General features: G+C 40.0%; 23 protein-coding genes, 5 tRNA genes and 2 pseudogenes. 10 read left to right on the top strand and 20 right to left on the bottom strand.

The features are described 5' to 3' along the window. Positions 1-42 precede the first annotated feature (42 nt). Complete coding sequence (locus tag EXS92_RS02465; RefSeq protein ID WP_165515440.1) at positions 43-807, bottom strand: TatD family hydrolase; 765 nt, start codon at positions 805-807, stop codon at positions 43-45. Positions 808-881: 74 nt separating this feature from the next. Here EXS92_RS02465 and ribE point away from each other — a divergent pair, with 74 nt between their 5' ends. Genes ribE through metI form a run of 4 tightly spaced genes read left to right on the top strand, consistent with a single transcriptional unit; the run spans position 882 to position 3,429 of the window. Then, positions 882-1,502, top strand: coding sequence for a riboflavin synthase (gene ribE / locus EXS92_RS02460; RefSeq protein ID WP_165515439.1), 621 nt, complete (start codon positions 882-884; stop codon positions 1,500-1,502). Further along, the gene (locus tag EXS92_RS02455; protein ID WP_001044047.1) at positions 1,503-1,775 is read left to right on the top strand and encodes a FlhB-like flagellar biosynthesis protein; all 273 of its coding nucleotides are present in this window, start codon (positions 1,503-1,505) and stop codon (positions 1,773-1,775) included. Positions 1,776-1,796: 21 nt separating this feature from the next. Continuing rightward, positions 1,797-2,780, top strand: a complete 984-nt coding sequence (locus EXS92_RS02450; protein ID WP_165515438.1) for a methionine ABC transporter ATP-binding protein — start codon at positions 1,797-1,799, stop codon at positions 2,778-2,780. Position 2,781: 1 nt separating this feature from the next. Continuing rightward, entirely contained in the window at positions 2,782-3,429 is a 648-nt protein-coding gene (gene metI / locus EXS92_RS02445) for a methionine ABC transporter permease (RefSeq protein ID WP_000625450.1), read from the top strand. Between the two features lie 186 nt (positions 3,430-3,615). Here the strand turns inward: metI and EXS92_RS02440 are convergent, their stop codons facing one another. The 3 genes and pseudogenes from EXS92_RS02440 to wecA form a co-directional block, all read right to left on the bottom strand. Beyond that, on the bottom strand, positions 3,616-4,047 hold the full coding sequence (locus EXS92_RS02440) for a hypothetical protein (RefSeq protein ID WP_097710530.1): 432 nt from the start codon (positions 4,045-4,047) through the stop codon (positions 3,616-3,618). A gap of 9 nt (positions 4,048-4,056) precedes the next feature. Next, positions 4,057-4,653: a lipid A 4'-phosphatase gene (gene lpxF, locus EXS92_RS02435; protein WP_000734377.1), complete on the bottom strand. Its 597-nt coding sequence runs from the start codon at positions 4,651-4,653 to the stop codon at positions 4,057-4,059. Next, positions 4,653-5,659: pseudogene (gene wecA / locus EXS92_RS02430) on the bottom strand (undecaprenylphosphate N-acetylglucosaminyl transferase WecA). Before wecA ends, lpxF begins: the two are co-directional and overlap by 1 nt. 139 nt (positions 5,660-5,798) lie before the next feature. Between wecA and pdxJ the strand changes: the two are divergent. The 4 genes from pdxJ to flgG all read left to right on the top strand — a co-directional run bounded on the left by pdxJ (position 5,799) and on the right by flgG (position 10,220). Then, complete coding sequence (gene pdxJ, locus EXS92_RS02425; protein WP_165515437.1) at positions 5,799-6,587, top strand: pyridoxine 5'-phosphate synthase; 789 nt, start codon at positions 5,799-5,801, stop codon at positions 6,585-6,587. A gap of 1 nt (position 6,588) precedes the next feature. Continuing rightward, positions 6,589-7,512, top strand: coding sequence for a 4-hydroxythreonine-4-phosphate dehydrogenase (pdxA, locus tag EXS92_RS02420; protein WP_165515436.1), 924 nt, complete (start codon positions 6,589-6,591; stop codon positions 7,510-7,512). A 63-nt stretch (positions 7,513-7,575) separates the two neighbouring features. Beyond that, positions 7,576-8,598: a tRNA (adenosine(37)-N6)-threonylcarbamoyltransferase complex transferase subunit TsaD gene (tsaD, locus tag EXS92_RS02415; protein ID WP_165515435.1), complete on the top strand. Its 1,023-nt coding sequence runs from the start codon at positions 7,576-7,578 to the stop codon at positions 8,596-8,598. An 833-nt stretch (positions 8,599-9,431) separates the two neighbouring features. Further along, positions 9,432-10,220 (top strand): flagellar basal-body rod protein FlgG, encoded by a 789-nt coding sequence (flgG, locus tag EXS92_RS02410; protein WP_000946438.1) that lies wholly within the window; start codon positions 9,432-9,434, stop codon positions 10,218-10,220. Positions 10,221-10,241: 21 nt separating this feature from the next. Here flgG and EXS92_RS07840 read toward each other — a convergent pair. The 8 genes and pseudogenes from EXS92_RS07840 to EXS92_RS02360 all read right to left on the bottom strand — a co-directional run bounded on the left by EXS92_RS07840 (position 10,242) and on the right by EXS92_RS02360 (position 16,148). Next, positions 10,242-11,220, bottom strand: a pseudogene (locus EXS92_RS07840) (DUF3944 domain-containing protein). 348 nt (positions 11,221-11,568) lie between these two features. Further along, complete coding sequence (locus EXS92_RS02390) at positions 11,569-11,709, bottom strand: hypothetical protein (RefSeq protein WP_000071328.1); 141 nt, start codon at positions 11,707-11,709, stop codon at positions 11,569-11,571. Positions 11,710-11,793: 84 nt separating this feature from the next. Continuing rightward, positions 11,794-12,555, bottom strand: coding sequence for a YaaW family protein (locus EXS92_RS02385; protein WP_000323696.1), 762 nt, complete (start codon positions 12,553-12,555; stop codon positions 11,794-11,796). A 266-nt stretch (positions 12,556-12,821) separates the two neighbouring features. Then, on the bottom strand, positions 12,822-13,541 hold the full coding sequence (locus EXS92_RS02380; RefSeq protein WP_207618829.1) for a YaaW family protein: 720 nt from the start codon (positions 13,539-13,541) through the stop codon (positions 12,822-12,824). Positions 13,542-13,767: 226 nt separating this feature from the next. Further along, the gene (nusB, locus tag EXS92_RS02375; protein WP_000235749.1) at positions 13,768-14,184 is read right to left on the bottom strand and encodes a transcription antitermination factor NusB; all 417 of its coding nucleotides are present in this window, start codon (positions 14,182-14,184) and stop codon (positions 13,768-13,770) included. A gap of 1 nt (position 14,185) precedes the next feature. Next, on the bottom strand, positions 14,186-14,656 hold the full coding sequence (ribH, locus tag EXS92_RS02370; RefSeq protein WP_165515432.1) for a 6,7-dimethyl-8-ribityllumazine synthase: 471 nt from the start codon (positions 14,654-14,656) through the stop codon (positions 14,186-14,188). Between the two features lie 9 nt (positions 14,657-14,665). Then, positions 14,666-15,496: a 3-deoxy-8-phosphooctulonate synthase gene (kdsA, locus tag EXS92_RS02365; RefSeq protein WP_165515431.1), complete on the bottom strand. Its 831-nt coding sequence runs from the start codon at positions 15,494-15,496 to the stop codon at positions 14,666-14,668. Next, entirely contained in the window at positions 15,483-16,148 is a 666-nt protein-coding gene (locus EXS92_RS02360) for a carbonic anhydrase (RefSeq protein WP_165515430.1), read from the bottom strand. The genes kdsA and EXS92_RS02360 overlap by 14 nt, the downstream gene beginning before the upstream one ends. Before the next feature lie 122 nt (positions 16,149-16,270). On the opposite strand from EXS92_RS02360, the gene pyrF reads away from it, so the two are divergent. Next, entirely contained in the window at positions 16,271-16,954 is a 684-nt protein-coding gene (gene pyrF, locus EXS92_RS02355) for an orotidine-5'-phosphate decarboxylase (protein ID WP_165515429.1), read from the top strand. After that, entirely contained in the window at positions 16,955-17,785 is an 831-nt protein-coding gene (gene panC, locus EXS92_RS02350) for a pantoate--beta-alanine ligase (protein WP_165515428.1), read from the top strand. 13 nt (positions 17,786-17,798) lie between these two features. Here panC and EXS92_RS02345 read toward each other — a convergent pair. The 8 genes from EXS92_RS02345 to groES all read right to left on the bottom strand — a co-directional run bounded on the left by EXS92_RS02345 (position 17,799) and on the right by groES (position 23,486). Continuing rightward, positions 17,799-17,874, bottom strand: a tRNA-Glu gene (locus EXS92_RS02345). Between the two features lie 58 nt (positions 17,875-17,932). Next, positions 17,933-18,009 (bottom strand) — tRNA-Asp (locus EXS92_RS02340). 51 nt (positions 18,010-18,060) lie between these two features. Beyond that, positions 18,061-18,136, bottom strand: a tRNA-Val gene (locus EXS92_RS02335). Positions 18,137-18,178: 42 nt separating this feature from the next. Next, positions 18,179-18,253 (bottom strand) — tRNA-Glu (locus EXS92_RS02330). 12 nt (positions 18,254-18,265) lie between these two features. Then, positions 18,266-18,341: transfer RNA gene (locus tag EXS92_RS02325), tRNA-Lys, on the bottom strand. 756 nt (positions 18,342-19,097) lie between these two features. Further along, positions 19,098-21,245 carry a Hop family adhesin SabA/HopD gene (gene sabA / locus EXS92_RS02320; RefSeq protein ID WP_425251218.1) on the bottom strand — a complete coding sequence of 716 codons (2,148 nt, stop codon included), beginning with the start codon at positions 21,243-21,245 and terminating at the stop codon, positions 19,098-19,100. 218 nt (positions 21,246-21,463) lie between these two features. After that, positions 21,464-23,104, bottom strand: coding sequence for a chaperonin GroEL (groL, locus tag EXS92_RS02315; RefSeq protein WP_165515427.1), 1,641 nt, complete (start codon positions 23,102-23,104; stop codon positions 21,464-21,466). Positions 23,105-23,129: 25 nt separating this feature from the next. Beyond that, complete coding sequence (gene groES / locus EXS92_RS02310) at positions 23,130-23,486, bottom strand: co-chaperone GroES (RefSeq protein ID WP_001940784.1); 357 nt, start codon at positions 23,484-23,486, stop codon at positions 23,130-23,132. Positions 23,487-23,577 lie beyond the last annotated feature (91 nt).

Genomic DNA, 23,577 nt, shown 5'->3' with positions numbered 1-23,577 from the left:
TATAACTAAACTTGAATAACGCTTTCTAACACAGCCCTAATTTTAGGGGAAGTTAAAGAGCGTTTGAGCGTTATGCGTGCTTAAAGAAGCGAGCTCTTCAGTCTCTATGTGGATGATTTCGGCAATTTTTTGAGCGATTAAAGGGATATAAGTGGGGCTATTCCTGGTGCCTCTAAAAGGGTGTGGGGTTAGATAAGGCGAATCCGTTTCTAAAAGAAGCCTGTTTTTAGGGATTTTAGGGAGGATCTCTACCAGTCTTTTAGCGTTTTTAAAAGTGCTAACCCCTCCTATCCCATAATAAAAACGATCGCTCAGCTCCAAAAGCATGCTATCGGCGTTAAAGCAATGCAACACCCCAAAAGCCTTAGGATAGCTTTTTAAAAGATTCAAACTATCAAAACTCGCCTCTCTGATGTGGATAATCAAGGGTTTGTTGTGTTGGATAGAAAATTCAATCTGTTTTTTAAAAATTTCTTTTTGCTTGCTTTTATAATCCTCTCTCTCATTCAATTCAGGCAAGCGGTAGTAATCCAGCCCGCATTCGCCTATCGCCACGCATTTTTGATGACTGACAAACTTTTCAAACAGGCTTTCATCAAAGCTTTCCACATCATAAGGGTGAGCGCCTATGGCAAAAAACACGCCTTCAAATTTTTCGCTAATCCCTACCGCTCTATTCAAATCCTTCATGTCCGCGCCCGGAATCACGCATTGCGTAACGCCTTTTTCTAAACTCTCTTTTAACACTTCATCTAAATCGTTTTCATAATCCTTGTGATCCAAATGGCAATGCGTATCAATAAACATGCTTTTATCCTATGGTTTTATTTAATATGTTACAATATTTAAGCATTCTAACATAAGGAGAATAACAATCAATTATGTTTAGTGGGTTAATCCATAAAATAGCTAAAGTGGAGAGTTTCCACAACAATATTTTAAGCATAGAGAGCGATCTCAATCCCAAGCTTGGCGACAGCATTGCGGTTAATGGGGCGTGTTTGACCGCCATAGAAAGTTCAAAAACGCATTTTAGCGTGGAATTGAGCCAAAAAACCCAAAACAGCGTAGCGTTAGAAAATTACAAAGATTTAGTCCATATTGAGCCAGCCCTAAAAGCCGATGCGAGTTTGGATGGGCATTTTGTGCAAGGGCATATTGACGCTATTGGGGTCATTGAAACAATCATTCACAACGCTAATCAAGTGGATTTTTTCATCAGCGCTTCTAAAGAAACGCTTTTGTTGTGCGTTGAGCAAGGCTCTATTGCAGTTGATGGGGTGAGTTTGACCTTGAGTAAGGTAGAAGAAAAGGGGTTTTGGCTAACGATTATCCCTTACACTTTAGAGAATACCCTTTTTAAGACTTATAAACTCAAACGGCGCGTGAATATTGAAACGGACATGTTGGTTCGTAGCGTTGCGTCTATTTTGAAAAAAACAAAAGGGTTTGAAAAAAATTTCTCTTGGAATGACGCGGATTCTTTGACTTTAGGGTATTAGATGAATAAAACCATAAAAGCCGCCGCTCTAGCTTATAACATGGGGCAAGATCATGCCCCAAAAGTGATCGCAAGCGGGGTGGGCGAAGTGGCTAAAAGGATCATTCAAAAAGCTAAGGAATACGATATAGCACTCTTTTCTAACCCCATGCTAGTGGATTCGCTTTTAAAGGTGGAATTAGACTGCGCGATACCTGAAGAATTGTATGAAAGCGTGGTGCAAGTGTTTTTATGGCTCAATAGCGTGGAAAATAACGCGCAAATGTCCAAGTGATTGGGATGTAAAGTTAAAACGATGGTAGTGGAATTAAAAAACATTGAAAAGATTTATGAAAACGGGTTTCATGCTCTAAAAGGCGTGAATTTGGAATTGAAAAAAGGCGATATTTTAGGCGTGATAGGCTATTCAGGGGCGGGGAAATCCACGCTCATCCGCCTAATCAATTGTTTGGAGCGCCCCAGTTCTGGCGAAGTTTTAGTCAATGGGGTCAATCTGTTAAACTTAAAGCCTAAAGAATTGCAAAAAGCGCGCCAAAAAATAGGCATGATTTTCCAGCATTTCAATTTATTGAGCGCTAAAAACGTGTTTGAAAACGTCGCTTTCGCTTTAGAAATCGCCCGATGGGAAAAAACTAAGATTAAATCAAGGGTGCATGAATTATTGGAATTAGTGGGGCTAGAAGATAAAATGCATTTTTATCCTAAACAGCTAAGCGGCGGGCAAAAACAACGAGTAGCGATCGCTAGGAGTTTAGCGAATTGCCCTAATTTGTTGCTTTGCGATGAAGCCACATCCGCTTTGGATTCTAAAACCACGCATTCTATTTTAACGCTTTTAAGCGGCATTCAAAAAAAGTTTGATTTGAGCATCGTTTTCATCACGCATGAGATTGAAGTGGTTAAAGAATTGTGCAATCAAATGTGCGTGATCAGCAGCGGCGAAATCGTGGAAAGAGGCTCGGTGGAAGAAATTTTTGCTAACCCTAAACATGCCGTTACTAAAGAATTGCTTGGCATCAAAAACGAGCATGGGGATCAAAAATCGCAAGACGTTTATCGCATCGTGTTTTTAGGGGAGCATTTAGACGAGCCGATCATTTCTAATTTGATTAGGCGTTTTAAAATAGACGTGAGTATCATTTCAGGCAACATTGAAGAGCTTACGACTAAAGATATAGGGTATTTAGTGGTGCGGTTTTTAGGCAGCACCACAGAGATTCAAAGGGCTTTAGAGTATTTAAACGCTTTAGGCTTACAAGTGGAAAAATTAAAGGATTAAAATGATTTCTCAAATGCTCATTCAAGCCACGCTAGAAACGCTTTATATGGTGTTTGTGGCGAGCTTTTTGGCGGTTGTTTTTGGCTTGCCTTTGGGGGTTTTATTGTTAGTGAGTAAAAAAGGGCATTTGTTAAACAAACCCCTTTTGCATAAGATTTTAGACACTTCCATCAACATGACTCGCTCTTTCCCTTTTATCATTTTGATTATTTTGCTCTTGCCTTTATCGCGCTTTTTGATTGGCACAAGCATTGGTTCTAGCGCGAGCATTATCCCGTTAGCCATTTCAGCCATTCCTTTTGTCGCAAAGCTTTTTGAAAATTCTTTAATGGAAGTAGAGCATGGCAAGATTGAAACCACTTTAAGCTTGGGAGCGTCTCATTTGGAAGTCATTAAAATGATGCTTTTAGAGAGCCTGCCCTCTTTAGTGAATAATATCACCATCACTTTAATTTCTCTAATAGGCTATTCGGCTATGGCTGGAGCGTTAGGGGCTGGGGGATTGGGGGATTTAGCCATTAGGATTGGCTATCAAAGTTATAGGGGCGATGTGCTTTTTTATGCGGTGGTTGTGATTATCGTTTTGGTGCAAATCATTCAAAGCGCAGGGGATTATGTGGTGAAACGCTTGAGAAAGCATAAGTATTAGGGATTTGGCTCTCATCAAATACGAATATTCAAAGCCAACTTTAATACGCTTTTTAAAGGGGATTTTTACGCTTTGTTTATGGTAAAACCCCACTTTCTAAAGAACGCTTTTAAAAGGTTACCGCTCAAACTGAATTAGAGCTTTTTACGATGAATATTCAATTAAGTCATCATGCCAAAATGGGCTTTATTTTGCGCCATTGATAAATTGATTCATCTGCTCTTCTAATCCTATGATTTGCGTTATCGCTCCCTCTAAAATTTCAAAATTTTTAGCGTTTTTTGGGGTAGTGCATGCAAGCTTGTTGGAAGTTTTTTCTAAGGATTGGATGTCTTTAAGCAAGGTTTTTAAAACCCCTACGCTTTTAAAATCCTTTTCAAAATAATCATCAAATTGTTGCTCTGTTTGAGACAAATTCTCTAAAAAATCGTTTTGAAGACGTATTTGGGTGCGATCATGCCCGGTTTCAATACAGGTTTTATAGGTTTTATTGATCGAAGTCAAAACCTCTTTGGCTTTCAAAAAAGCCTTGGAAAGCTCAGCGATGATTTCATAATGTTCGCCCTCTGCTCTTAAAAACCCTAAAAATAGTGAAATGAGCAATAACTTTTTTAGCATTTTATCCCTTTACCATTGATAAGAAAAGCTCACCCCATAGCGGCTACTGCCTTTAAAGTCGCTAGAGATTTCAGGATAGAGCATCCATCGCTTGGGTTTGTAGCGTGAAGTGAATAAATAGGCAAACCCCCATGCGATAAGACTGCCGATCGTAACTTGCAAGATCGTGTGTTGTCCTGCCACCACTCTGCTAGCATCAGTGAGGATTGCAAGAGCGATCACAGGAAGAGCCGGTTTCCACCCGTAGCGGTAATACACAAACCCAGCCGCGCTAAACACCCCCCCAGCATGCCCGCTTGGCATGCCTCTCCAAGAATTACAGCATGGCCGTTTAGCAAATCCCACTCTAGCCCCATCTTTATGAGCTGTATTAAACGCTCCTTTAAGGCCATAAATCACCCCTTGAGTGACTAATGTGCCGACCGCTAATTCCCCTAAACCTCTATAATCGCGCATCGCTAAACTGACCGTGCCTACAAAAATAGGCAAAAACCTAAGCACATCGCCAATCTCTTCTAAAATGTATGCCCCCTCATTGATCGGCTCACTCCTTAAAGGATATACCCATAAGAGCAGACTCAAAAAAAGACTTTTGAGCTTTTTCATTAAAACGCTCGCTTTTCTAAAGCGCAAACTTGCCTATTCAAATAAGCATAGCCTATTAAATAGCATGCGATAAAGACTAAGCCAATAATAATGAGCACGTAAGGATTTAAGCGGAAAAAGACGCTGATTAAAATAAAAGGCAGGTTGCACAGAATAAGGATAAACGCGCATAAAGGGTTAGGATAACCCAAAGAGCGCCGTTGCAAAAATTGGAATAAAAGGGTGTGCAAATGCAAGTTATCTGGCATGGTGGCTTTCTGGCGTTTTATTTTGCGCCTAAGGATACTAAAAAACACCTCTATGACCGGATAAAGCATTAAATTTAGCCCAAAAAACACGCTGATTTTTTGCTCCAAACTCAAATGTAAAAGGGAAATCCCGCACACCAAACCCAAAAAATACGCCCCCCCATCGCCTAAAAAAATCTTTCCTAAAGGGAAATTTAACACCATAAACCCAAGCACCATGTAAGCGAGCAAACAAGACAAACTACTAGGCTCTATATAATGAATGACTAAAAGCGCGATCGTGCAAATCCCGGACGCAAGCCCGTTAAACCCATCAATAATATTAATAGCGTTACTGATACCCACCAGCATAAAAATAGCGAATAAAAAAGCGATAAAATAAGGCAAGCTAAAAAGGGGCGAAAAATCGCTCACCACTAAAGGCGTTGATGAAATGATGCAAACGCCCCTACAGCTTGCAAAATAAGGCGTATTTTGGGGCTTAATGAAAGATTAATATCTTCTAAAAAACCGCTCAAAAACACTAGCGATAGCCCTAAGAAAACAAAAGGCCCCTTAAAAGGCATCTCAAAAGGTTCAAGATAACAAGCCAACGCAAAAGAAAGAAAGATCCCAAGCCCCCCAGCTCGTGGGGTTCTCGCATGATGAAAGCCTTGTATTTTATTGGCGTTATCCACAAAGAGCATGGATTTTTTAGACCACAAAATAATCAAAGAGCAAATAAATAAACTGGTTAAAAAATATAGCACCCACAACACTTTTATTGGATTTAATTGGCATTTTGTTTTGGGTATTATAGCATTTTTAAAAGATAGCTTGATGACAAAATCTTATAAGCATAAGGAGGGGTTTTATGTTACAATTCCAAAAATCATTATTATAAAATAAAGGATAGCCATGCGTTTTGGATTGAATATTGATCACATTGTTACTTTAAGGGAAGTGAGAAAGACTTATGAGCCTGAGATTTTAGAGGCTCTGTTTATCGCTAAAAACACCCATAAAGTGGATTTAATCACCATCCATTTGAGGGAAGACAAACGGCACATTCAAAATGAAGACGTTTTGAGACTGCTTGAAATAAGCCCTTTGCCTATCAATATTGAATGCTCTATTAATGCTGAAATCACTGATTTTTTATGCTCTTTAAAAAATAAGCCCAGTAAGGTTACAATCGTGCCTGAAAACAGAAATGAGGTTACGACAGAGGGGGGATTGGATTGCTCATTAAAGGGTTTAGGAGAGGTGATTAGAGCGTATCACAATAAAGGCATTGAAGTGTCTTTGTTTGTTGATCCTTTAAAAGACTCTTTGCATTTTGCAAGGGAGCATCAAGTCAAGCAAGTGGAGTTCCACACTGGGGTGTATGCGAATTTGCACAACGCTTTGTATTCTAACGCTAACAATCAAATCCATGCCATTAGCGTGCTCAAAGACAAAAGCCCTAAAGAATTGAAAGAAGAATTGCACAACGCCTTTTTGCAATTAAGACGAATGAGTAAAGAAGCGTTTTTTATGGGTATTGTGGTGTGCGCGGGGCATGGGTTGAATTATACTAATGTGAAAGAATTGTTAAAAATCCCCTCTTTAAGAGAGCTTAATATTGGGCATAGCGTGATTTCAAAAGCGGTTTTAGTGGGTTTAGAAAAAGCGATTTTAGAAATGGCGCAACTCATCAAGCGATAAAATGGCTAAAAAGAAAATCGCGATCAGCTGTGGGGATATTCAAGGCGTAGGCTTAGAATTGATCTTAAAAAGCCATAAGGAAGTGAGTGCGATTTGTGAGCCGTTGTATCTCGTTCATGGCGAACTTTTAGAGCGAGCCAATCAATTGCTTGATAACGCTTATGAAACTAAAACGCTCAATGTGCTCGCTATCCATTCCCCCTTACCCTTATTAAACTCTAGCACGATAGGCAAAGTCAGCACTCAAAGTGGGGCGTATAGCTTTGAGAGTTTTAAAAAGGCTTGCGAGTTGGCGGATAGTAAAGAAGTGGATGGCATTTGCACTTTGCCTATCAACAAACTCGCATGGCAACAAGCTCAAATCCCTTTTGTGGGGCATACCGATTTTTTGAAACAACGCTATAAAGATCATCAAATCATCATGATGCTTGGGTGTTCAAAACTCTTTGTGGGGCTATTTAGCGACCATGTGCCTTTAAGCACGGTTTCTCAGCTCATTCAAGTGAAAGCGTTAGTTAAGTTTTTATTAGCGTTTCAAAAAAGCACTCAGGCTAAAATCGTTCAAGTGTGTGGTTTTAACCCTCATGCGGGTGAAGAGGGATTGTTTGGGGGAGAAGATGAAAAGATTTTAAAAGCCATTCAAAAGAGCAACCAAACGCTAGGCTTTGAATGCTTTTTAGGGCCACTGCCGGCTGATAGCGCTTTTGCCCCCAATAAACGCAAAATAACCCCCTTTTATGTGAGCATGAGCCATGATGTGGGGCTAGCCCCTTTAAAAGCGCTCTATTTTGATGAAAGCATCAATGTGAGTTTGAACGCCCCCATTTTACGCGCTTCCACTGACCACGGCACAGCGTTTGATATTGCTTATCAAAATAAAGCGAACAACAAAAGCTATTTGAATGCGATCAAATATTTGGCTTAAAGATTTTAAAATACAAGCCAACAAAGTATAATTCAAGCAAAAACACCACCCAAAGATAAAGACATGATTTTAAGCATTGAAAGTTCTTGCGATGACAGCTCTTTAGCCCTTACAAGAATAGAGGACGCCAAACTTATCGCTCATTTTAAAATCTCTCAAGAAAAGCACCACAGCTCTTATGGGGGCGTTGTGCCTGAGCTTGCATCGCGCCTGCATGCTGAGAATTTGCCGCTTTTATTAGAACGCATTAAAATAAGCTTGAATAAGGATTTTTCTAAACTTAAAGCCATCGCTATCACCAATCAGCCAGGTTTGAGCGTTACTTTAATAGAGGGTTTGATGATGGCAAAAGCCTTGAGCTTGTCTTTGAATTTGCCCTTGATTTTAGAAGATCATTTGAGAGGGCATGTGTATTCGCTATTCATCAATGAAAAACAAACCTGCATGCCTTTAAGCGTGCTGCTAGTCTCTGGGGGGCATTCTTTGATTTTAGAGGCTAGAGATTATGAAGACATTAAAATCGTTGCCACGAGTTTAGACGATAGCTTTGGGGAGAGTTTTGATAAGGTTTCCAAAATGCTTGATTTAGGCTATCCAGGAGGCCCCATAGTGGAAAAATTAGCCCTTGATTATGCACACCCAAACGAGCCTTTAATGTTCCCTATCCCTTTAAAAAACAGCCCGAATCTGGCTTTTAGTTTTTCAGGTTTAAAGAATGCGGTGCGTTTGGAGGTTGAAAAAAACGCCCCTAATTTGAACGATGAGGTGAAACAAAAGATTGGCTATCATTTTCAAAGTGCAGCGATTGAGCATTTAATCCAGCAAACCAAACGCTATTTTAAAATCAAACGCCCTAAAATTTTTGGCATTGTGGGAGGAGCGAGCCAAAATTTGGCGTTAAGAAAGGCGTTTGAAAATTTGTGCGCTGAGTTTGATTGCAAGCTTGTTTTAGCCCCTTTAGAATTTTGCAGCGACAATGCCGCCATGATAGGGCGATCAAGCCTAGAAGCTTATCAAAAAAAGTGCTTTGTCCCTTTAGAAAAGGCTAACATTTCGCCAAGAACGCTGTTAAAAAGTTTTGAATGAATGGATACAAAAAAGAAAGCGCATGATAAAACGCCCTAAAATTTATCAACCTTTTATCTGTATTTGAGATGATTATTGAATAAAAACGCATTAAACTGAATTAACGAGTAAGCAAAAAGCCTTGAAACGCTTGACGAGAATTGTTTTATTGTGGGCAGATTATTAGATTAAATACGGATTAAATCTACAATTTTATAAAAAACCGCTATCATTTAAGTTAAATTTAATGATTATTGCATTATAGTTTCATCACAAAAAGGGTTTAAAAAATCCTTAAAGAGTTGGTAACTCTTAAGGATCTGTATTTAGTGTAGTGGTGTTACGAGCATCATTAACCTATCATGATTTATGATCAGCTTCATGCTTACTCCTTTCTTGTTTAGATTTTAGTGTGTTTCTTGGCATGCATTATTCTTCAAACCATTAGGTTGGTAGCTAATGGTTTCAAATGGCATGCAAAAACACTGCCACGTGTTTTATTATGCCATAAAATAGCCTTATTTAGTCTAAATCCCATTAAATAAGATAAGCGTAAAATGGAATTTCTATAACTACTGATCTCAAGCTGGATTTTGGCGTATTTATTCATGAAAAGCGTGTTGTTGTAAAAACGCTTATAAAATCAAAATAATGCCACTGACAAGGTTTTTATAATGCTTAAAAGCACTAACGCATTCATTTCAAACGCTAAAGGCGTTTATAAGATTTCTGCATGAGACTAGGTTTAAATCTTTTTTAAACCTTTTTATTAAAAAAGCGTTTCAAGTTTAGTCAAATTTAATCTTATTTTTGTTAGAATTTTGGGTGATTAAGTTTTAGTTTAAAGGGAAAAAATGCTCCGCTCTCTCTATAGCGCCACTTCAGGGATGCTCGCCCAACAAACGCATATTGACACCACTTCAAACAATATCGCCAATGTCAATACCACCGGGTTTAAAAAATCTCGTGCGGATTTTAACGACTTGTTTTACCAAGCGATGCAATACGCCGGCACCAACACAAGCAACACGACTTTATCGCCAGATGGCATGGAAGTGGGCTTAGGCGTGCGCCCTAGCGCGATCACTAAAATGTTTTCGCAAGGCAGCCCTAAAGAAACGGAAAACAATTTAGATGTCGCTATTACGGGTAAAGGCTTTTTCCAAGTTCAGTTGCCTGATGGCACCACCGCTTATACAAGAAGCGGGAATTTTAAGCTAGACGAACAGGGCAATCTTGTAACGAGCGAGGGCTATCTTTTGATCCCTCAAATCACTTTACCTGAAGACACCACGCAAGTGAATATCGGTGTGGATGGCACGGTGAGCGTGACTCAAGGCTTGCAAACGACTTCTAATGTGATCGGGCAAATCACGCTGGCTAATTTTGTCAATCCGGCAGGGCTTCATTCTATGGGGGATAATTTGTTTTCCATCACCAACGCTAGCGGTGAGGCGATTGTGGGCAACCCGGATTCTCAAGGATTGGGCAAGTTAAGGCAAGGCTTTTTGGAATTGAGCAATGTGAGATTGGTAGAAGAAATGACGGATCTAATCACCGCTCAAAGGGCTTATGAAGCCAATTCTAAAAGCATTCAAACCGCTGACGCCATGCTCCAAACCGTCAATTCCCTCAAACGCTAATTGGAGCGGTGTCGTTATTCTTTAATTCTTGTGGCTAGGATTTTTAAGGTTTTCAACACCGCTTTTTGGGTTGTTGCTTGATTGGTGTTTCCTTTTCATGTAAAAAACAGCTAAAACAGCTAGACCGATAAGAATGATAGAGATGATAGCCAGATACCACATTTTCTCAGTTTCATTCGCTTCTTGTTGCGCTTTCTGTTTTGCTAATCGTTTTGCTTGTTCTAATCTTTCTTGTTCCGCTTTTAATCTTGCTTGTTCGCTTCTTGTTCCGCTTTCAATTTTTTGCGTAAGGTAGCAACCAAAACGCATGCAGGCACGGTTACCCTATAAGCCGGCTCAGCAAGATTGATGCTCACTAACGCACCCGTAATGACCCAACCAATAGGGCCAGCTAAAATGCCTAGAGTTTTTTTAAGCGCTACTTTACCCACCACAGACGATAAACCATGCCCTAGAGTTTATCTTACCATTGCATCTGCAACAGCTATAGTCAACGCATAAGAATAAAAGCCGCCCGTTTGAAACAGCGTTAAAACAGATGCGATTAGGACTTGTTTGTTTTCAGCGATCATTTTATCAATATTTGTCATGCCCAATTCATGGCCGAGTTCTTTAATCTCTCTCCCACTCATTTTTTCTAAACTATCTTTCAAAAGTTTAGAAAGCATGTTTTTCTCAATCAAAGAGGTTGGAGATTCTTCATGGTAATTAACCTTTAAATGATCGCACGCATCGCACAAAATCTCTTTGTATAAGACCCCTTCATCTCTAAAAAATTAATAAAAGTATTGCCCCCATAACACTGCAGTTCTTCAGCGATTCTTCTGGGGTATTTGGCGTAATCGCTACCACACCTTTTATATTCTGTTGAATTTGTCAATTATTCATTCATTCTTAGTGTGCCATATTCATCATAAACAAGCACATCAAACAAATCTTTCAAATCATTAGAGCTTAATCGCTTTAAAAATGCCAAATCGCTATCGTATCTGTATGCCATGCAATCCCTTTAATTTACTTCTACCGCTCGCTCAAATCCCACCAAACCCCTTTTTTAGTGATTAGTGATTACAGCATCATTTTTTAAAATCATGTCTAACGCCCTAAAAGGCTTAAACACACCCGCTAACTGCACATGAATATTGCGTTACAAATGCTAATGGGCTTTATTGATTTTACAACCAAAGAATGATAATAATTAAAATGTTTTGATACGCTTTATCATTTTAAATAAGATAAATCTGACTTGAAAGTAGGAAACTATTGATTTCTTTGGGTAGGGCTAACTTAATGAAACGCTATTTTGATTTTTGGCACAAGAAACCCCCTCCTTTTAACTCTCTAACCCTTACTTTTTATCGTTTTTATGCTCGTGGTTAGCGTTGCATTGATTAGCTTGGTTTTGGCTATTTTTTTGACAACTTTCGTTGTTTTGATTTTTAGCATCACCTTTTTGATTGTGGTTTTGATTGCTGCAACTGTTACTCATTGTGTCTCCCTTAAATTAAAATAAAAACTAGATGCGTTTTCGCATCTAGGTCTCCATTCTATACCTTTTTCCCTAAAAAAAAGCTTAAATGGATTCTATTTGCAACGACTTCTTATCTTCACTGGCTTGCTGTGTTTTTAGGCGTAAAGTGGCAACCACAATGCATGCCGGTATGGTTACCCTATAAGCCGGCCCTGCAATATCAATCGCTGTCCATACGCCTGTAATGATCCAGCCAACAGGGCCTGTCAAAAAGCTCAGAGTTCTTGTAAGCACCTGATTGCCCGCAAGCGATAAACCACGCCCTAGAATGGTTTTTGCGACCGCATTCGCAACAATGACAGCTAATTGATAAGATTTAAAGCCTCCCATTTTAAACAGCGTTAAAGTCGCCGCACTTAAGGCTTGTCTGTTTAAATTGTCCGTGTTTTTTATGGACAATTCATCGCACATTTCTTTCACTTCTTCATCATCCATTTCTTCCAAACTTCTTTCTAAGATTTTAGAAAGCATGTTTTGTTCAATTAAAGTCGTTTCAGTTTTCTTGTTGTAATTGACCTTCAATTTATCGCACACATCGCATAAAATCTCTTTGTATAAGACTCCTTCACCTTTAATGAAACTCGCAAAACTATTGCTCCCATAGTATTGCAACTCTTCAGCGATTCTTTCTGCGTATTTAGCGTAATCATCGCCATGCCTTTTGTATTCTATGGAGCTTGTCAGTTTTTCATTGTGTCTTTTTTCGCCGTCTTTACCAAAAACAAGCACCTCGAACAAATCCAATAAATCACTAGATTCCAGTTGCTTTAAAAATTCCAAGTCTCTATCATATTTGTATGCCATATTATTCCTTTATATTGTTTTATCACTTATTAAAAACAAACGACTTTTCGCACTCCATCGCTGTTTTTCTAAAGTGGTTACTGATTTTAATATCATTTGTCTAAAACTATACTTAATATTCTAAAAAGGCTTAAGCTCAAAAGCCCAACGCTCTTAACTCTATAGATTGATTTAAAGCGTCAATTCTTTTAAACGCTAAAAATAAAACCCAGACATTTTATAGCATCTAGGTTTATATTATATTTTTAAAAAAGGTTTAAAAAGGGTTAAAGAAGATTTTTAATTTCGTTTGCTTGTGCTTTTAGGCGTAAAGTGGTAACTAAAATGCATGCCGGTATGGTTACCCTATAAGCTGGCCCTGCAATATCAATCGCTGTCCATACGCCTGTAATGATCCAGCCAACAGGACCCGTTAAAATGCTTAGCCCTCTTGTAAGAGCGGCATTTGCCCCTAGAGACAACCCTCTTTGAAAAATCGCCTTTATCACGGCATTTGCAACAATGACAGCTAATTGATAAGATTTAAAGCCTCCCATTTTAAACAGCGTTAAAGCAGCTGTGCTTAGGGCTTGCTTGCCTAATTTATTAGTGTTTTTTACTCCTAATTCATCGCAAAGCTCTCTAATCTCCTCATCGCTCATTTTTTCCAAACTTTTTTGTAAAATGCTAGAGAGCATGTTTTCTTCAATCAAAGTTGTGTCAGACTTTTTGTTGTAATTGACTTTTAATTTATTGCACACTTCACACAAAATTTCTCTGTATAAAACCCCTGTATCTCTCAACGCGCTCGCAAAGCTATTGGCCCCATAACGCTGCAATTCTTCAGCGATTCTTTCTGCATATTTAGCGTAATCATGGCCATGTCTTTTGTATTCTTCTGAAAGCGTTAATCCTTCAGTAAATCTTTTTTTACCATCTTTGTCATAGACAAGCACATCAAACAAATCTTTCAAATCATTAGAGCTTAATCGCTTTAAAAATTCCAAGTCGCTATTTGTATGCCATATTCTTCCTTTAATTTATTTCTACCGCTCACTCAAATCCCACCAACCCTCTCTTTAGTGAAGTGATTAGTGATGAGTGATTAGTGATGAGTGATTAGTGATGAGTGATTAGTGATGAGTGATTAGTGATTAGTGATTAGTGATTAGTGATTAGTGATTAGTGATTAGTGATTACAGCATCATTTTTTAATTTAGGCATAAAACGCCCTCAATTCAAGGGTTTTTGAGCGAGCTTTTTGCTCAAAGAATCCAAGATAGCGTTTAAAAATTTAGGGGTGTTAGGCTCAGCGTAGAGTTTGCCAAGCTCTATGCATTCATTGATGATGATAGGGTTTTGTGTGGGCGTGAAGCCAATTTCATACGCCCCTAAGCGCAAAATCGCCTTTTCCATGCTCCCTAATCGCTTGAAGTCCCAGTCTTTCAAATGCGGTTCAATGAGGGCGTCAATTTCATTGATTCTTTCTAACACGCCATTAAAAAGGCTTAAAGCGAAAGCCAACTGGTTGTTTTTAATCTTTTTTTCTTCTAACATGCTGGAAGCGATTTTTTTAATTTCTTCATTACCGCTCTCAAACGCATACAACAATTCAACCACAGCCCCCCTGGCTTGAGTTCGTGTCGCCATTTTAGCCCTTGAGAGTTTGGCACAAGCTCAACAATTCAATGAGGGTGCTCATCGCTTCAAAGCCCTTATTGCCGGCTTTACTGCCCGCTCTTTCAATCGCTTGTTCAATATTGTCTGTGGTAAGCACGCCAAAGCTTACCGGCATGCTGTATTTTAGCATCGCGTTGGCAATGCCCTTAGTCGCTTCCGCGCTCACGTAGTCAAAATGCGGAGTCCCCCCTCTAATGATCGCTCCTAAAACGCACACGCCATCGTATTTTCCACTCCCTAACAATCTCTCTAAAATGAAAGGCAATTCATAAGCCCCAGGCACCAGCACGACGTCTAAAAGATCCTCATCGCCCCCATGCCTTTTAAAGCAATCCATCGCCCCTTCTTGTAATCTGTCTGTGATGATATGATTGAAGCGCGATGTTAAAATAGCGACTCTTTCGTTCCCTTGTAATTGCAATTTCCCTTCTATGATTCGCATGAAATTCCTTTAAAATAAATTTTGGATTTTTAACATGTCGATTACTAAATATTCTAGCTCGTCAGGTTTTAGCATGTTCGCTCCGTCGCTTAAGGCGTTTTTAGGATCAATATGCGTTTCAGCGAATAACCCATCAATCCCCACCGCCGCCGCCGCTCTGGCTAAAATAGGGGCAAAAGAGCTGTCCCCTGAACTTTTCCCGTTCGCTCCCCCTGGCATTTGCACGCTATGAGTGGCGTCAAAAATCACAGGAGCAAATTCTCGCATGATTTTTAAAGAACGCATATCCACCACTAAATTCCCATACCCAAAGCTACTCCCCCTTTCACACAACCACACGCTATTTTTTAACGCCGTTTCATAAGTGGGGCTTTGAATGCTTTTATCCCTTGTTTTAAGGGCTTTTAAGACAGAATATTGCATGTCTTTTGGGTTCATGAATTGCCCTTTTTTGATATTGACAATAGCGTTAGTTTGGCTCACTGCTACAATCAGATCCGTTTGGCGGCACAAAAACGCCGGGATTTGTAAAATATCCGCTACTTTGGCTGCCACGCTTGCCTGATAGCTCTCATGCACATCGGTTAAAATTTTATAACCAAATTCATCTTTGATAGTTTGTAACATTTCTAAGCCTTTTTCCAAACCAGGCCCTCTGTAACTCTCCAAACTCGTGCGGTTCGCCTTATCAAAACTCGCTTTAAAATAAAAATCTAACCGCTCGTTATTGGCTAGGGGTTGCAATTTAATAGCGATACTTCTTAAATTTTCTAAGCTCTCAATGACGCATGGCCCAGCGATTAAAATGGGTTTAGGGGTTTTTGTGTTAGAAGTTTTCATGACTTTTCCTTTGTTTAATGGTTTCTTCAATCGGCTCAAAAAAATGGCTTTCAAAATTATAATTATAAATCCTGCCTGTTTCTATGATATAGTGCCAACCAAAAATTTTCAATTCGTTATCCATCACTCTTTCTTGAATGAAATCATAGCTTAAGAGGTTGTTGAGTTGCAAGCGCACATTCAAACGCTCTGTAAGCCATGAACGCTTGGCGAAATGGTTGCTGAATTGCGGGTGATTTTTTAACTCTTCTTTAACAGGCTCTAAGAATTGTATCCAGTCTGCAATGTAAGGGGTTTTAGCTTTGGTGGTTTCATCATGGATTAAATGAACGCTCCCGCAAGCCCCACAATCGCTATGCCCGCAAATGATTAAGTTTTGAATGCCCACATGCGCAATAGCGTATTCAATGCTCGCCATAGTAGAAAGGGATTCTTTATAGCTTGTTTTAGGAGGGATCACATTGCCCATGTTGCGGATCACATACAATTCGCCCGGCTTGGTGCCAGTGATCAGATTAGGCACGACTCGTGAATCCACGCAAGAAATGAACAAAGTGTGGGGCTTTTGCTTGGTTTTTAAGCCCTCATAAAGCTCTTTAAGCTCTTCATATTCACTCTCTTGAAACTCTAACACCCCTAAAAACGCTTTCACTCTTTAACCCTTAAAATCTTATTTTGATTAAAATTCGTTTGTTTTTAAAACGCTTATCATAGCTAAAAATCTTGCATTTCTTTTTGTTATAATGGCGTTATTTTACACTTTAAAGGGCTTTCATGCAATTATGTGTCGCATTGGATTTAGAAAAAAAAGGGGACAACCTTTCTTTATTGCAAGAATTAAAAGGTTTAGATTTATGGGCTAAGGTGGGGCTTAGATCTTTTATAAGAGACGGGGCGACTTTTTTAGATGAAATCAGAAAGATTGATGGGAATTTTAAGATCTTTTTGGATTTGAAGCTTTATGATATTCCTTATACTATGGCAAATGCCGCGCTAGAATGCGCGAAATTAGAAATTGACATGCTCACCGTGCATTTGAGCAGCGCTAAAAGCGCGCTAACCATTTTAATGCAACGCCTAAACGCTCTTAAAAAACGCCCCTTGATCATGGGCGTGAGCGCTTTAACGAGCTTTAGCGAAGAGGAATTTTTGATGGTGTATAACGCCCCTTTAAAAACTCAAGCGATAAAATTGAGCGCTATGGGTAAAGGAAGCGGGATTGATGGGGTGGTGTGTTCGGTGTTTGAAAGTTTAGCGATTAAAGAGGCTTTAGGTAAGGACTTTTTGACTTTAACCCCTGGCATAAGGCTGAATAAAAACGATAAAGAAGATCAAGAAAGGGTGGCGAACGCTAAAGAAGCTAAACAAAATTTAAGCGATTTTATCGTGGTGGGCCGCCCCATTTATCAGGCTAAAGAGCCTAGAGAAGTGGTTTTAGAGCTTTTAAAGGATTGTTAAATGCGGGTGTTAGAAACGATTGCTGCTTTAAGAGAATATCGTAAAAGTTTGAAAGAAAGCGTGGGGTTTGTGCCGACTATGGGGGCTTTACACAAAGGGCATCAAAGCTTGATAGAAAGGAGTTTGAAAGAAAATCCCCACACGATTGTAAGCGTTTTTGTCAACCCCACGCAATTTGGGGCTAATGAGGATTTTAGCGCTTACCCGCGCCCTTTAGAAAAGGATTTGGCTTTGTGTGAAAAATTAGGCGTTAGTGCGGTGTTTACGCCTAAAATGAGCGAAATGTATCCTTATGAAATAGAGCAACGCCTAAAACTCTACGCCCCTACATTTTTATCTAGCTCTTTAGAGGGAGCGGTGCGTAAGGGGCATTTTGATGGGGTTGTTCAGGTCGTGTTAAAATTGTTCCATCTTATCAATCCCACTAGAGCGTATTTTGGTAAAAAGGACGCCCAACAGCTTTTAATCATCCAGCATTTAGTCCAAGATTTGCTTTTAGACATTGAAATAGCGCCATGCGAGATTGCGCGAGATAGCGATCATTTGGCTTTAAGCTCTAGGAATGTGTATTTGAATGCAAGAGAAAGAAAACAAGCCCTAGCCATTCCAAAAGCTCTAGAAAGTATCCAGCAAGCCATAGATAAGGGCGAAAAAGCGTGCGAAAAGCTTAAAAAACTAGGGCTTGAAATTTTAGAAACCTTGGAAGTGGATTATTTGGAATTTTGCAACCACAAGCTAGAGCCTTTAAAAACCATAGAGCCAACTAACACGCTCATTTTAGTGGCGGCTCGTGTGGGTAAAACCAGGCTTTTAGATAATTTGTGGGTGTAGTTTGAAATCTTTGTGGCGACCCTTGAAAGATTTGAACTTCCGTTTCCACCGTGAAAGGGTGGTATCCTTGGCCACTAGATGAAAGGGTCATTTTTAACGATTAACTATTGTATTAAAAAGCGTAGAAAATGATTTAAAAGCGTTTGGTGGCGGAGCGGACGGGACTCGAACCCGCGACCCCCTGCGTGACAGGCAGATATTCTAACCAGCTGAACTACCGCTCCCTATCAAAACCCCATAGCCTTAAAAACGCATGCTTGAAGCTAAGTCAAAAATGGTGGTCGCTATAAGACTCGAACTTATGACATCTACCTTGTAAGGGTAGCGCTCTACCAACTGAGCTAAGCGACCACAATATTGAAATAAAATCCAACTAAATCTGTATTAAAAGAGTGGTGACTCCTAGGGGATTTGAACCCCTGTAACCACCGTGAAAGGGTGGTATCCTAACCACTAGATGAAGGAGCCACTACGCTCAAATGGTGACCCGTGTTGGATTTGAACCAACGGCCCATTCCTTAAAAGGGAATTGCTCTACCAGCTGAGCTAACGGGTCTCACAAAAAGATAATGATACAATTTTTTTTAACGCTTGTCAAGAATAATTGAAAAATATTGCGGTTTTCATAGAAATGACACGCTCTTAAAACGGCATAACAGCTTTTGCTTAAATAAAAACTTGGTTGCACTTTAATGCTATAAGGATCCAACAGGTGCCATGCGTTTTTGTTATTGGTTAGTATTGTTTTTGGGGTTTTAAAAAAGCTTTATCAAGATCTAACAAATCTTATTAGGATTTAATGCTTTTTTTGTTTAAAAAATTTCATTGTTAAAAAATGGGTTTTGTTTTATTGTTTAGATCTCATTTTGTTGTAAAAATCATTTCATTAAGTTTGTTTAAAGTATTTAAAAACGCATTTCCTTAAGGAAGTAGGGGGTATTTTTGAAACCATTCTCCCCCTTTTAACCCCACTAAACCCCCAAAAAGAAGCGTTTTTTTAAAAAACTATCGCTTAACTAACGCCAAGTTTCCCACTAACTAATCATCAAAAACGCTAAAAAGGATTTTTCATCAAACCCCCCCAAAAAAAAGAGTTAAAAAAGGGAGTTTAAAAAACAAAGGGGGTTCAAAGAAAAAGGGGGTTCAAAAAAAAACCCCTTAAAAAAAGAAGCCCTCCTAAAACAAAGGATTCAAAAAAAAGAGGGTTCAAAAAAAGAGGGTTCAAAAACAAGAAATTCAAAAAAAGAAAGTTTAAACAAAGGCTTTAAAAAAGAAATCCCTTAAAAAAGGGAGTTTCACAAAAAGCCAGATATTAGTAAGCGAACACGTAATTCAAATACACGCTATACAATCTTCGGTATTGGAGTTGAGTGCCTAGCAAAGAATAGTAATTGGTGTTGATCGTGGGGATCTTCACGCCTAATTCCACGCCATGCTGAGCCGCATGATCGCTCGCTTTCTTTTTGTTTTTAGCGAGATTCATTCTCAAGCCTAAATTGAATAAGAATTGGAAATTCGCCACATTCATTTTAGCGCTATAGAAATTATTGAAGGTCGCTAAATTCACATACTGGGAATTCAGCCACGAAGTGCCGGCTAAGGCGATACCCCCAAACACCCCAAAAGAAATCTTGCTGTTTTTGGTGGCTTTATCATTGATAAAGTTATAAAGGACATCTGTCCCTACCCCATAAGTGAACACATCAGAGGCGGAGTTGAAAAAGCTGGATTTGATATAAGCGTGGTTATAGTCAAAAAAGCCGTAATACCTAGCCCCCCATCGTTTCTTTTCACCAAAAAATTGTTTATACCCTATTTGCACACCGATCCCATTCATCGCGCCATTGTTGGTTTGAGAGCTGATTAAGCCAACGCGTCTGAAAGGGTTATGCCCTAATTCTTGCGTGGCGCTTAATAGTTGCGAATAAGCGCTCTGGTTGACTTGATAAACGGCCTGTAAGCCCCCGGGGTTATTAGGGTTAGTGGATTGGCTTATCAAATTTTTAAGGAATGGGGAATCAGGCGTGTTTGAAGCGGTCGTGGTGATGCTGTTATAAGTGCTGTTTAAAGTGCTAAGGCTGCCTCTAAAATCAAGTATCGTGCGCGCAAGCAACTCAGATTGCTTGATTTGCTCGGCTTGAGTGCCAAAATGCGCAAGGCTGTTATTTAAAGCCGTTATGGTCTCTTTCACATACGCGCAACCGGCTCCCCAAGTGTTGTTAGTAACCCCTTCATTAGGTAATGTCCCACCCCCATTTTTGCAAGCTGCCAAGTAATTTGTGATAAATTGGCTTGGGATAGTGTTAAGGTCTTTTTTGATTTGAACGGCTAGTTCAAGCATCTTGGCTTGCGCTTGCGCATGATTGAGCATGTTTTGAGCGAAAGCCCTATCAGAAGAGGTGTAAGGATTGAAATCTTGTGGCGCGTTTTGATTGCTTTGCTGGCTAGCGTTAAGGCTTTGAGCTTGCGCGACGATTTCTTGGGCGTTTTTGATCATGCTAGTAACGGCGCTAAATTCAGCGCTAAAGATTTGGCACGCATTCCCGCTTGTACTGATTTTCCATGGGCTACCATTACCCGGAGCGTTTTCATCATGCGTGGATCGCACCAAGGGGCATTGGGTGTTAAGGACATTCATGATCGTGCTGGCTTGTTCTAAAAGGTTTTGAGCGGTATTGGTGAAGGTAAAGGTTTGCGTTTCTTTGTTGTTACTACCATTGCTAGTTACACCATTATTGCTACCATTTTTTTGACAGAATTGATTCACACCACCATTAATACCAGCAGTTTGTTTGCATTCGTAGGTGTAGGTTACGGTCACTTTTGTGCCTTTCCCATCCAAGACAGGAAACCCATTCCCACTCTCTAAAGCCTGTTGGATAGCTTGATAGGCTTTATTGAGTTTTTCAAATTCTTGGATAGACATGGATTTACCAGGACCAGTCGCTTCATACCGGTTGCAAGTGATGCTCGTTGTTCCGCTTCCTGGTTGTTTATTAAAGATCACGCTACCAGGCCCACCATCTGTGCCATTCCCATTCCCGCACATTATCGCATAGCCTATCACATTCCACAGCCCCACCGCTGCATTGAGCGCTAAAGAGACGGCTTGATAGGCTGGGGAATTGTCTTTTTCGCCGGTCAACCCTTGCGTGTTTGCTTTTAAATTATCGATCGCAGCATTGATTTCTGAAGGGCTGCTCGCGTTCGTTACCGCCTGATTGAGGTTGTTGAAATTGCTTAAAAGGTTGCTCAAATTCTCATAAGTGTCTGAGAGCTTTTTCAATTCGCCGGTGTTTTTCACCATTTGAGCGGCTTCACCGATTTGATAGCCCGCGCTGATAAAAAAGCCGTTGTCTTCAGCGTTTAGAAGCGAAGCAGCGAGAGAGAGAGAGAGAGTAAAAGGGTTTTTTTCATAAATATTCTCCTTGAAATTAAAATGGTTATAAAAGAATGAGATCTTACCATAAGATTTCGTTAATTATAGCATGAATTGATAAGACTTTTGCACTAATTTGGCGTTTTGTTGTTTCAAAAAAAAAGTTTTTTGGTGTTTTGTTGAAAGGGGGGTTAAAATTAGGTTTTGTCTTTTTGTTGTGCGTTTTATTTTTAGAATGGGCGGTTTTGTCAAATAAAAGCCCCCAAAAAGAGGGTTTTTACCAAGAAAAGCAAGGGGGCTTACATCATGCCGCCCATGCCTCCCATACCGCCCATGCCACCCATATCAGGCATTGCTGGGGTTGCTTTTTCTTCTTTGATTTCATGCACGGTGGCTTCTGTGGTTAAAAGCAGGCTTGAAACCGAAACCGCATTTTGCAAAGCGATCCTTTCTACTTTTAAGGGGTCAATAATGCCTTCTTTAAACATATCCACATACTTGCCATTGCTAGCGTTAAAACCAAAATGCCCTTCGTGTTTTTGCACTTCATTCACGACCACACCGCCATCATAACCGGCATTGATAGCGATTTGAGCTAATGGGGCTTTAATGGCGCGCATGATGATTTCATAGCCCACTTTTTCATCATCGTGTAAATTCAAATGCACTTTTTGAGCCGCGCGAATGAGGGCCGCACCGCCGCCAATAACAATGCCTTCTTCAACAGCCGCTTTAGTCGCACTCAACGCATCATCAACCCGATCTTTTTTCTCTTTCATTTCCACTTCACTCGCAGCGCCCACTTTAATCACAGCCACACCGCCAGAGAGTTTGGCCAATCTTTCTTGCAATTTTTCTTTGTCATAATCGCTTGTCGTGCTTGCAATTTGGGTTTTGATTTGCACGACTCTGTCTTTAACATCATGGCTATTGCCTTTGCCATCTACGATCGTGGTGTTGTCTTTGTCAATCACAATCCTTCCGGCTTTGCCTAAAAATTCCACTTCAGCGTTTTCTAGACTCAAGCCTAATTCTTCGCTAATGACTTGACCGCCAGTTAAAACAGCGATGTCTTTGAGCATTTCTTTTCTTCTGTCCCCAAAGCCTGGAGCCTTAACCGCTGCGATATTCAACACGCCTCTTAATTTATTCACCACTAGAGTCGTTAAAGCTTCGCCCTCAATGTCTTCAGCGATGATTAAAAGCGGTTTGCCCTCTTTCATGGTTTTTTCTAGTAGCGGGAGAATGTCTTTCATGCTAGAGATTTTTTTATCCGTTAAAAGGATGTAAGCATTATCCAATTGAGCGGTCATTTTCTCAGCATTTGTTACAAAATAAGGGGAGAGGTAGCCTCTATCAAACTGCATGCCCTCTACAACATCTAATTCATCTTCAATGCCCTTAGCTTCTTCAACGGTGATCACGCCGTCTTTACCCACTTTTTCCATAGCGTCAGCGATGAGTTTCCCGATATTGTGATCGGAGTTTGCAGAAATGGTCGCTACTTGGGTGATTTCTTCTTTACCGCCCACTTTTTTGCTCGCTTTTTTAAGCTCATTAATGATCGCTTCAGCGGCTTTATCCATGCCTCTTTTCACTTCAATAGGGTTAGCCCCAGCCGTGATATTCCTCAAACCTTCTTTAAAAATGCTATAAGCCAGCACGGTTGCGGTGGTCGTGCCATCGCCGGCAGCATCAGCGGTTTTGCTCGCCACTTCTTTAACGAGTTGAGCGCCCATGTTAGCCACCGGGCAACTTAATTCAATCTCTTTAGCCACGCTCACACCATCTTTAGTAATGCTTGGAGCGCCATAGCTTTTTTGAATCAACACGTTCCTGCCTCTTGGCCCCATGGTAACTTTAACAGCGTCATGGAGTTGTCTCACGCCTTCAAATAGAAGGTTTCTCGCGCTATCTGAAAATTTAATTTCTTTTGCCATTGTGTATCCTTAATAATGATGTTTGTTAGTGTTTTTTGTGATCATGACAGCAAGCTTCATGCTCTTTAGCATGTTTATGGTCATGATTGCCTGTATGACAGCAAGATCCTGTGCCCACAATGCCCAGAATGTCTTCTAATTCTAGCACCATGTATTCGGTGCCGTCTAAAACGATTTCTGCACCTTTGTATTTGCCAAAAGCGATCACATCGCCCTCTTTAACGCATTTGCAACCTTCACTGATTTTATGGCTAACGGCTTTGATTACGCCCATTAAAGGCTTTTCTTTAGCGTTATCAGGGATGATGATGCCTGAACTGGTTTTGTTCTCTTCTTCAAGTCTTTCTACTAAGACCCTTTCTCCTAATGGTTGAAACTTCATTTCAGTTCTCCTAAGTTTTGATAAATAAAATAGAAATTTAGCGCTTAGTATTCTTAAGCGACACAACTATAGCGCATTTTTAGGGATAAGT

It is taken from the genome of Helicobacter pylori (genome assembly GCF_011175115.1).
Classification (GTDB): Bacteria; Campylobacterota; Campylobacteria; order Campylobacterales; family Helicobacteraceae; genus Helicobacter; species Helicobacter pylori_DF.
The sequence above is the reverse complement of the archived record's forward strand: the minus strand, read 5'-3'. Positions and strand labels throughout refer to the sequence as shown.

What these genes read in the sequence shown, in the direction of transcription:
- EXS92_RS02465 (WP_165515440.1), bottom strand. Translation starts at nt 807, where the DNA reads ATGTTTATTGATACGCATTGCCATTTGGATCACAAGGATTATGAAAAC.
- ribE (WP_165515439.1), top strand. Translation starts at nt 882, where the DNA reads ATGTTTAGTGGGTTAATCCATAAAATAGCTAAAGTGGAGAGTTTCCAC.
- EXS92_RS02455 (WP_001044047.1), top strand. Translation starts at nt 1,503, where the DNA reads ATGAATAAAACCATAAAAGCCGCCGCTCTAGCTTATAACATGGGGCAA.
- EXS92_RS02450 (WP_165515438.1), top strand. Translation starts at nt 1,797, where the DNA reads ATGGTAGTGGAATTAAAAAACATTGAAAAGATTTATGAAAACGGGTTT.
- metI (WP_000625450.1), top strand. Translation starts at nt 2,782, where the DNA reads ATGATTTCTCAAATGCTCATTCAAGCCACGCTAGAAACGCTTTATATG.
- EXS92_RS02440 (WP_097710530.1), bottom strand. Translation starts at nt 4,047, where the DNA reads ATGCTAAAAAAGTTATTGCTCATTTCACTATTTTTAGGGTTTTTAAGA.
- lpxF (WP_000734377.1), bottom strand. Translation starts at nt 4,653, where the DNA reads ATGAAAAAGCTCAAAAGTCTTTTTTTGAGTCTGCTCTTATGGGTATAT.
- pdxJ (WP_165515437.1), top strand. Translation starts at nt 5,799, where the DNA reads ATGCGTTTTGGATTGAATATTGATCACATTGTTACTTTAAGGGAAGTG.
- pdxA (WP_165515436.1), top strand. Translation starts at nt 6,589, where the DNA reads ATGGCTAAAAAGAAAATCGCGATCAGCTGTGGGGATATTCAAGGCGTA.
- tsaD (WP_165515435.1), top strand. Translation starts at nt 7,576, where the DNA reads ATGATTTTAAGCATTGAAAGTTCTTGCGATGACAGCTCTTTAGCCCTT.
- flgG (WP_000946438.1), top strand. Translation starts at nt 9,432, where the DNA reads ATGCTCCGCTCTCTCTATAGCGCCACTTCAGGGATGCTCGCCCAACAA.
- EXS92_RS02390 (WP_000071328.1), bottom strand. Translation starts at nt 11,709, where the DNA reads ATGAGTAACAGTTGCAGCAATCAAAACCACAATCAAAAAGGTGATGCT.
- EXS92_RS02385 (WP_000323696.1), bottom strand. Translation starts at nt 12,555, where the DNA reads ATGGCATACAAATATGATAGAGACTTGGAATTTTTAAAGCAACTGGAA.
- nusB (WP_000235749.1), bottom strand. Translation starts at nt 14,184, where the DNA reads ATGGCGACACGAACTCAAGCCAGGGGGGCTGTGGTTGAATTGTTGTAT.
- ribH (WP_165515432.1), bottom strand. Translation starts at nt 14,656, where the DNA reads ATGCGAATCATAGAAGGGAAATTGCAATTACAAGGGAACGAAAGAGTC.
- kdsA (WP_165515431.1), bottom strand. Translation starts at nt 15,496, where the DNA reads ATGAAAACTTCTAACACAAAAACCCCTAAACCCATTTTAATCGCTGGG.
- pyrF (WP_165515429.1), top strand. Translation starts at nt 16,271, where the DNA reads ATGCAATTATGTGTCGCATTGGATTTAGAAAAAAAAGGGGACAACCTT.
- panC (WP_165515428.1), top strand. Translation starts at nt 16,955, where the DNA reads ATGCGGGTGTTAGAAACGATTGCTGCTTTAAGAGAATATCGTAAAAGT.
- groL (WP_165515427.1), bottom strand. Translation starts at nt 23,104, where the DNA reads ATGGCAAAAGAAATTAAATTTTCAGATAGCGCGAGAAACCTTCTATTT.
- groES (WP_001940784.1), bottom strand. Translation starts at nt 23,486, where the DNA reads ATGAAGTTTCAACCATTAGGAGAAAGGGTCTTAGTAGAAAGACTTGAA.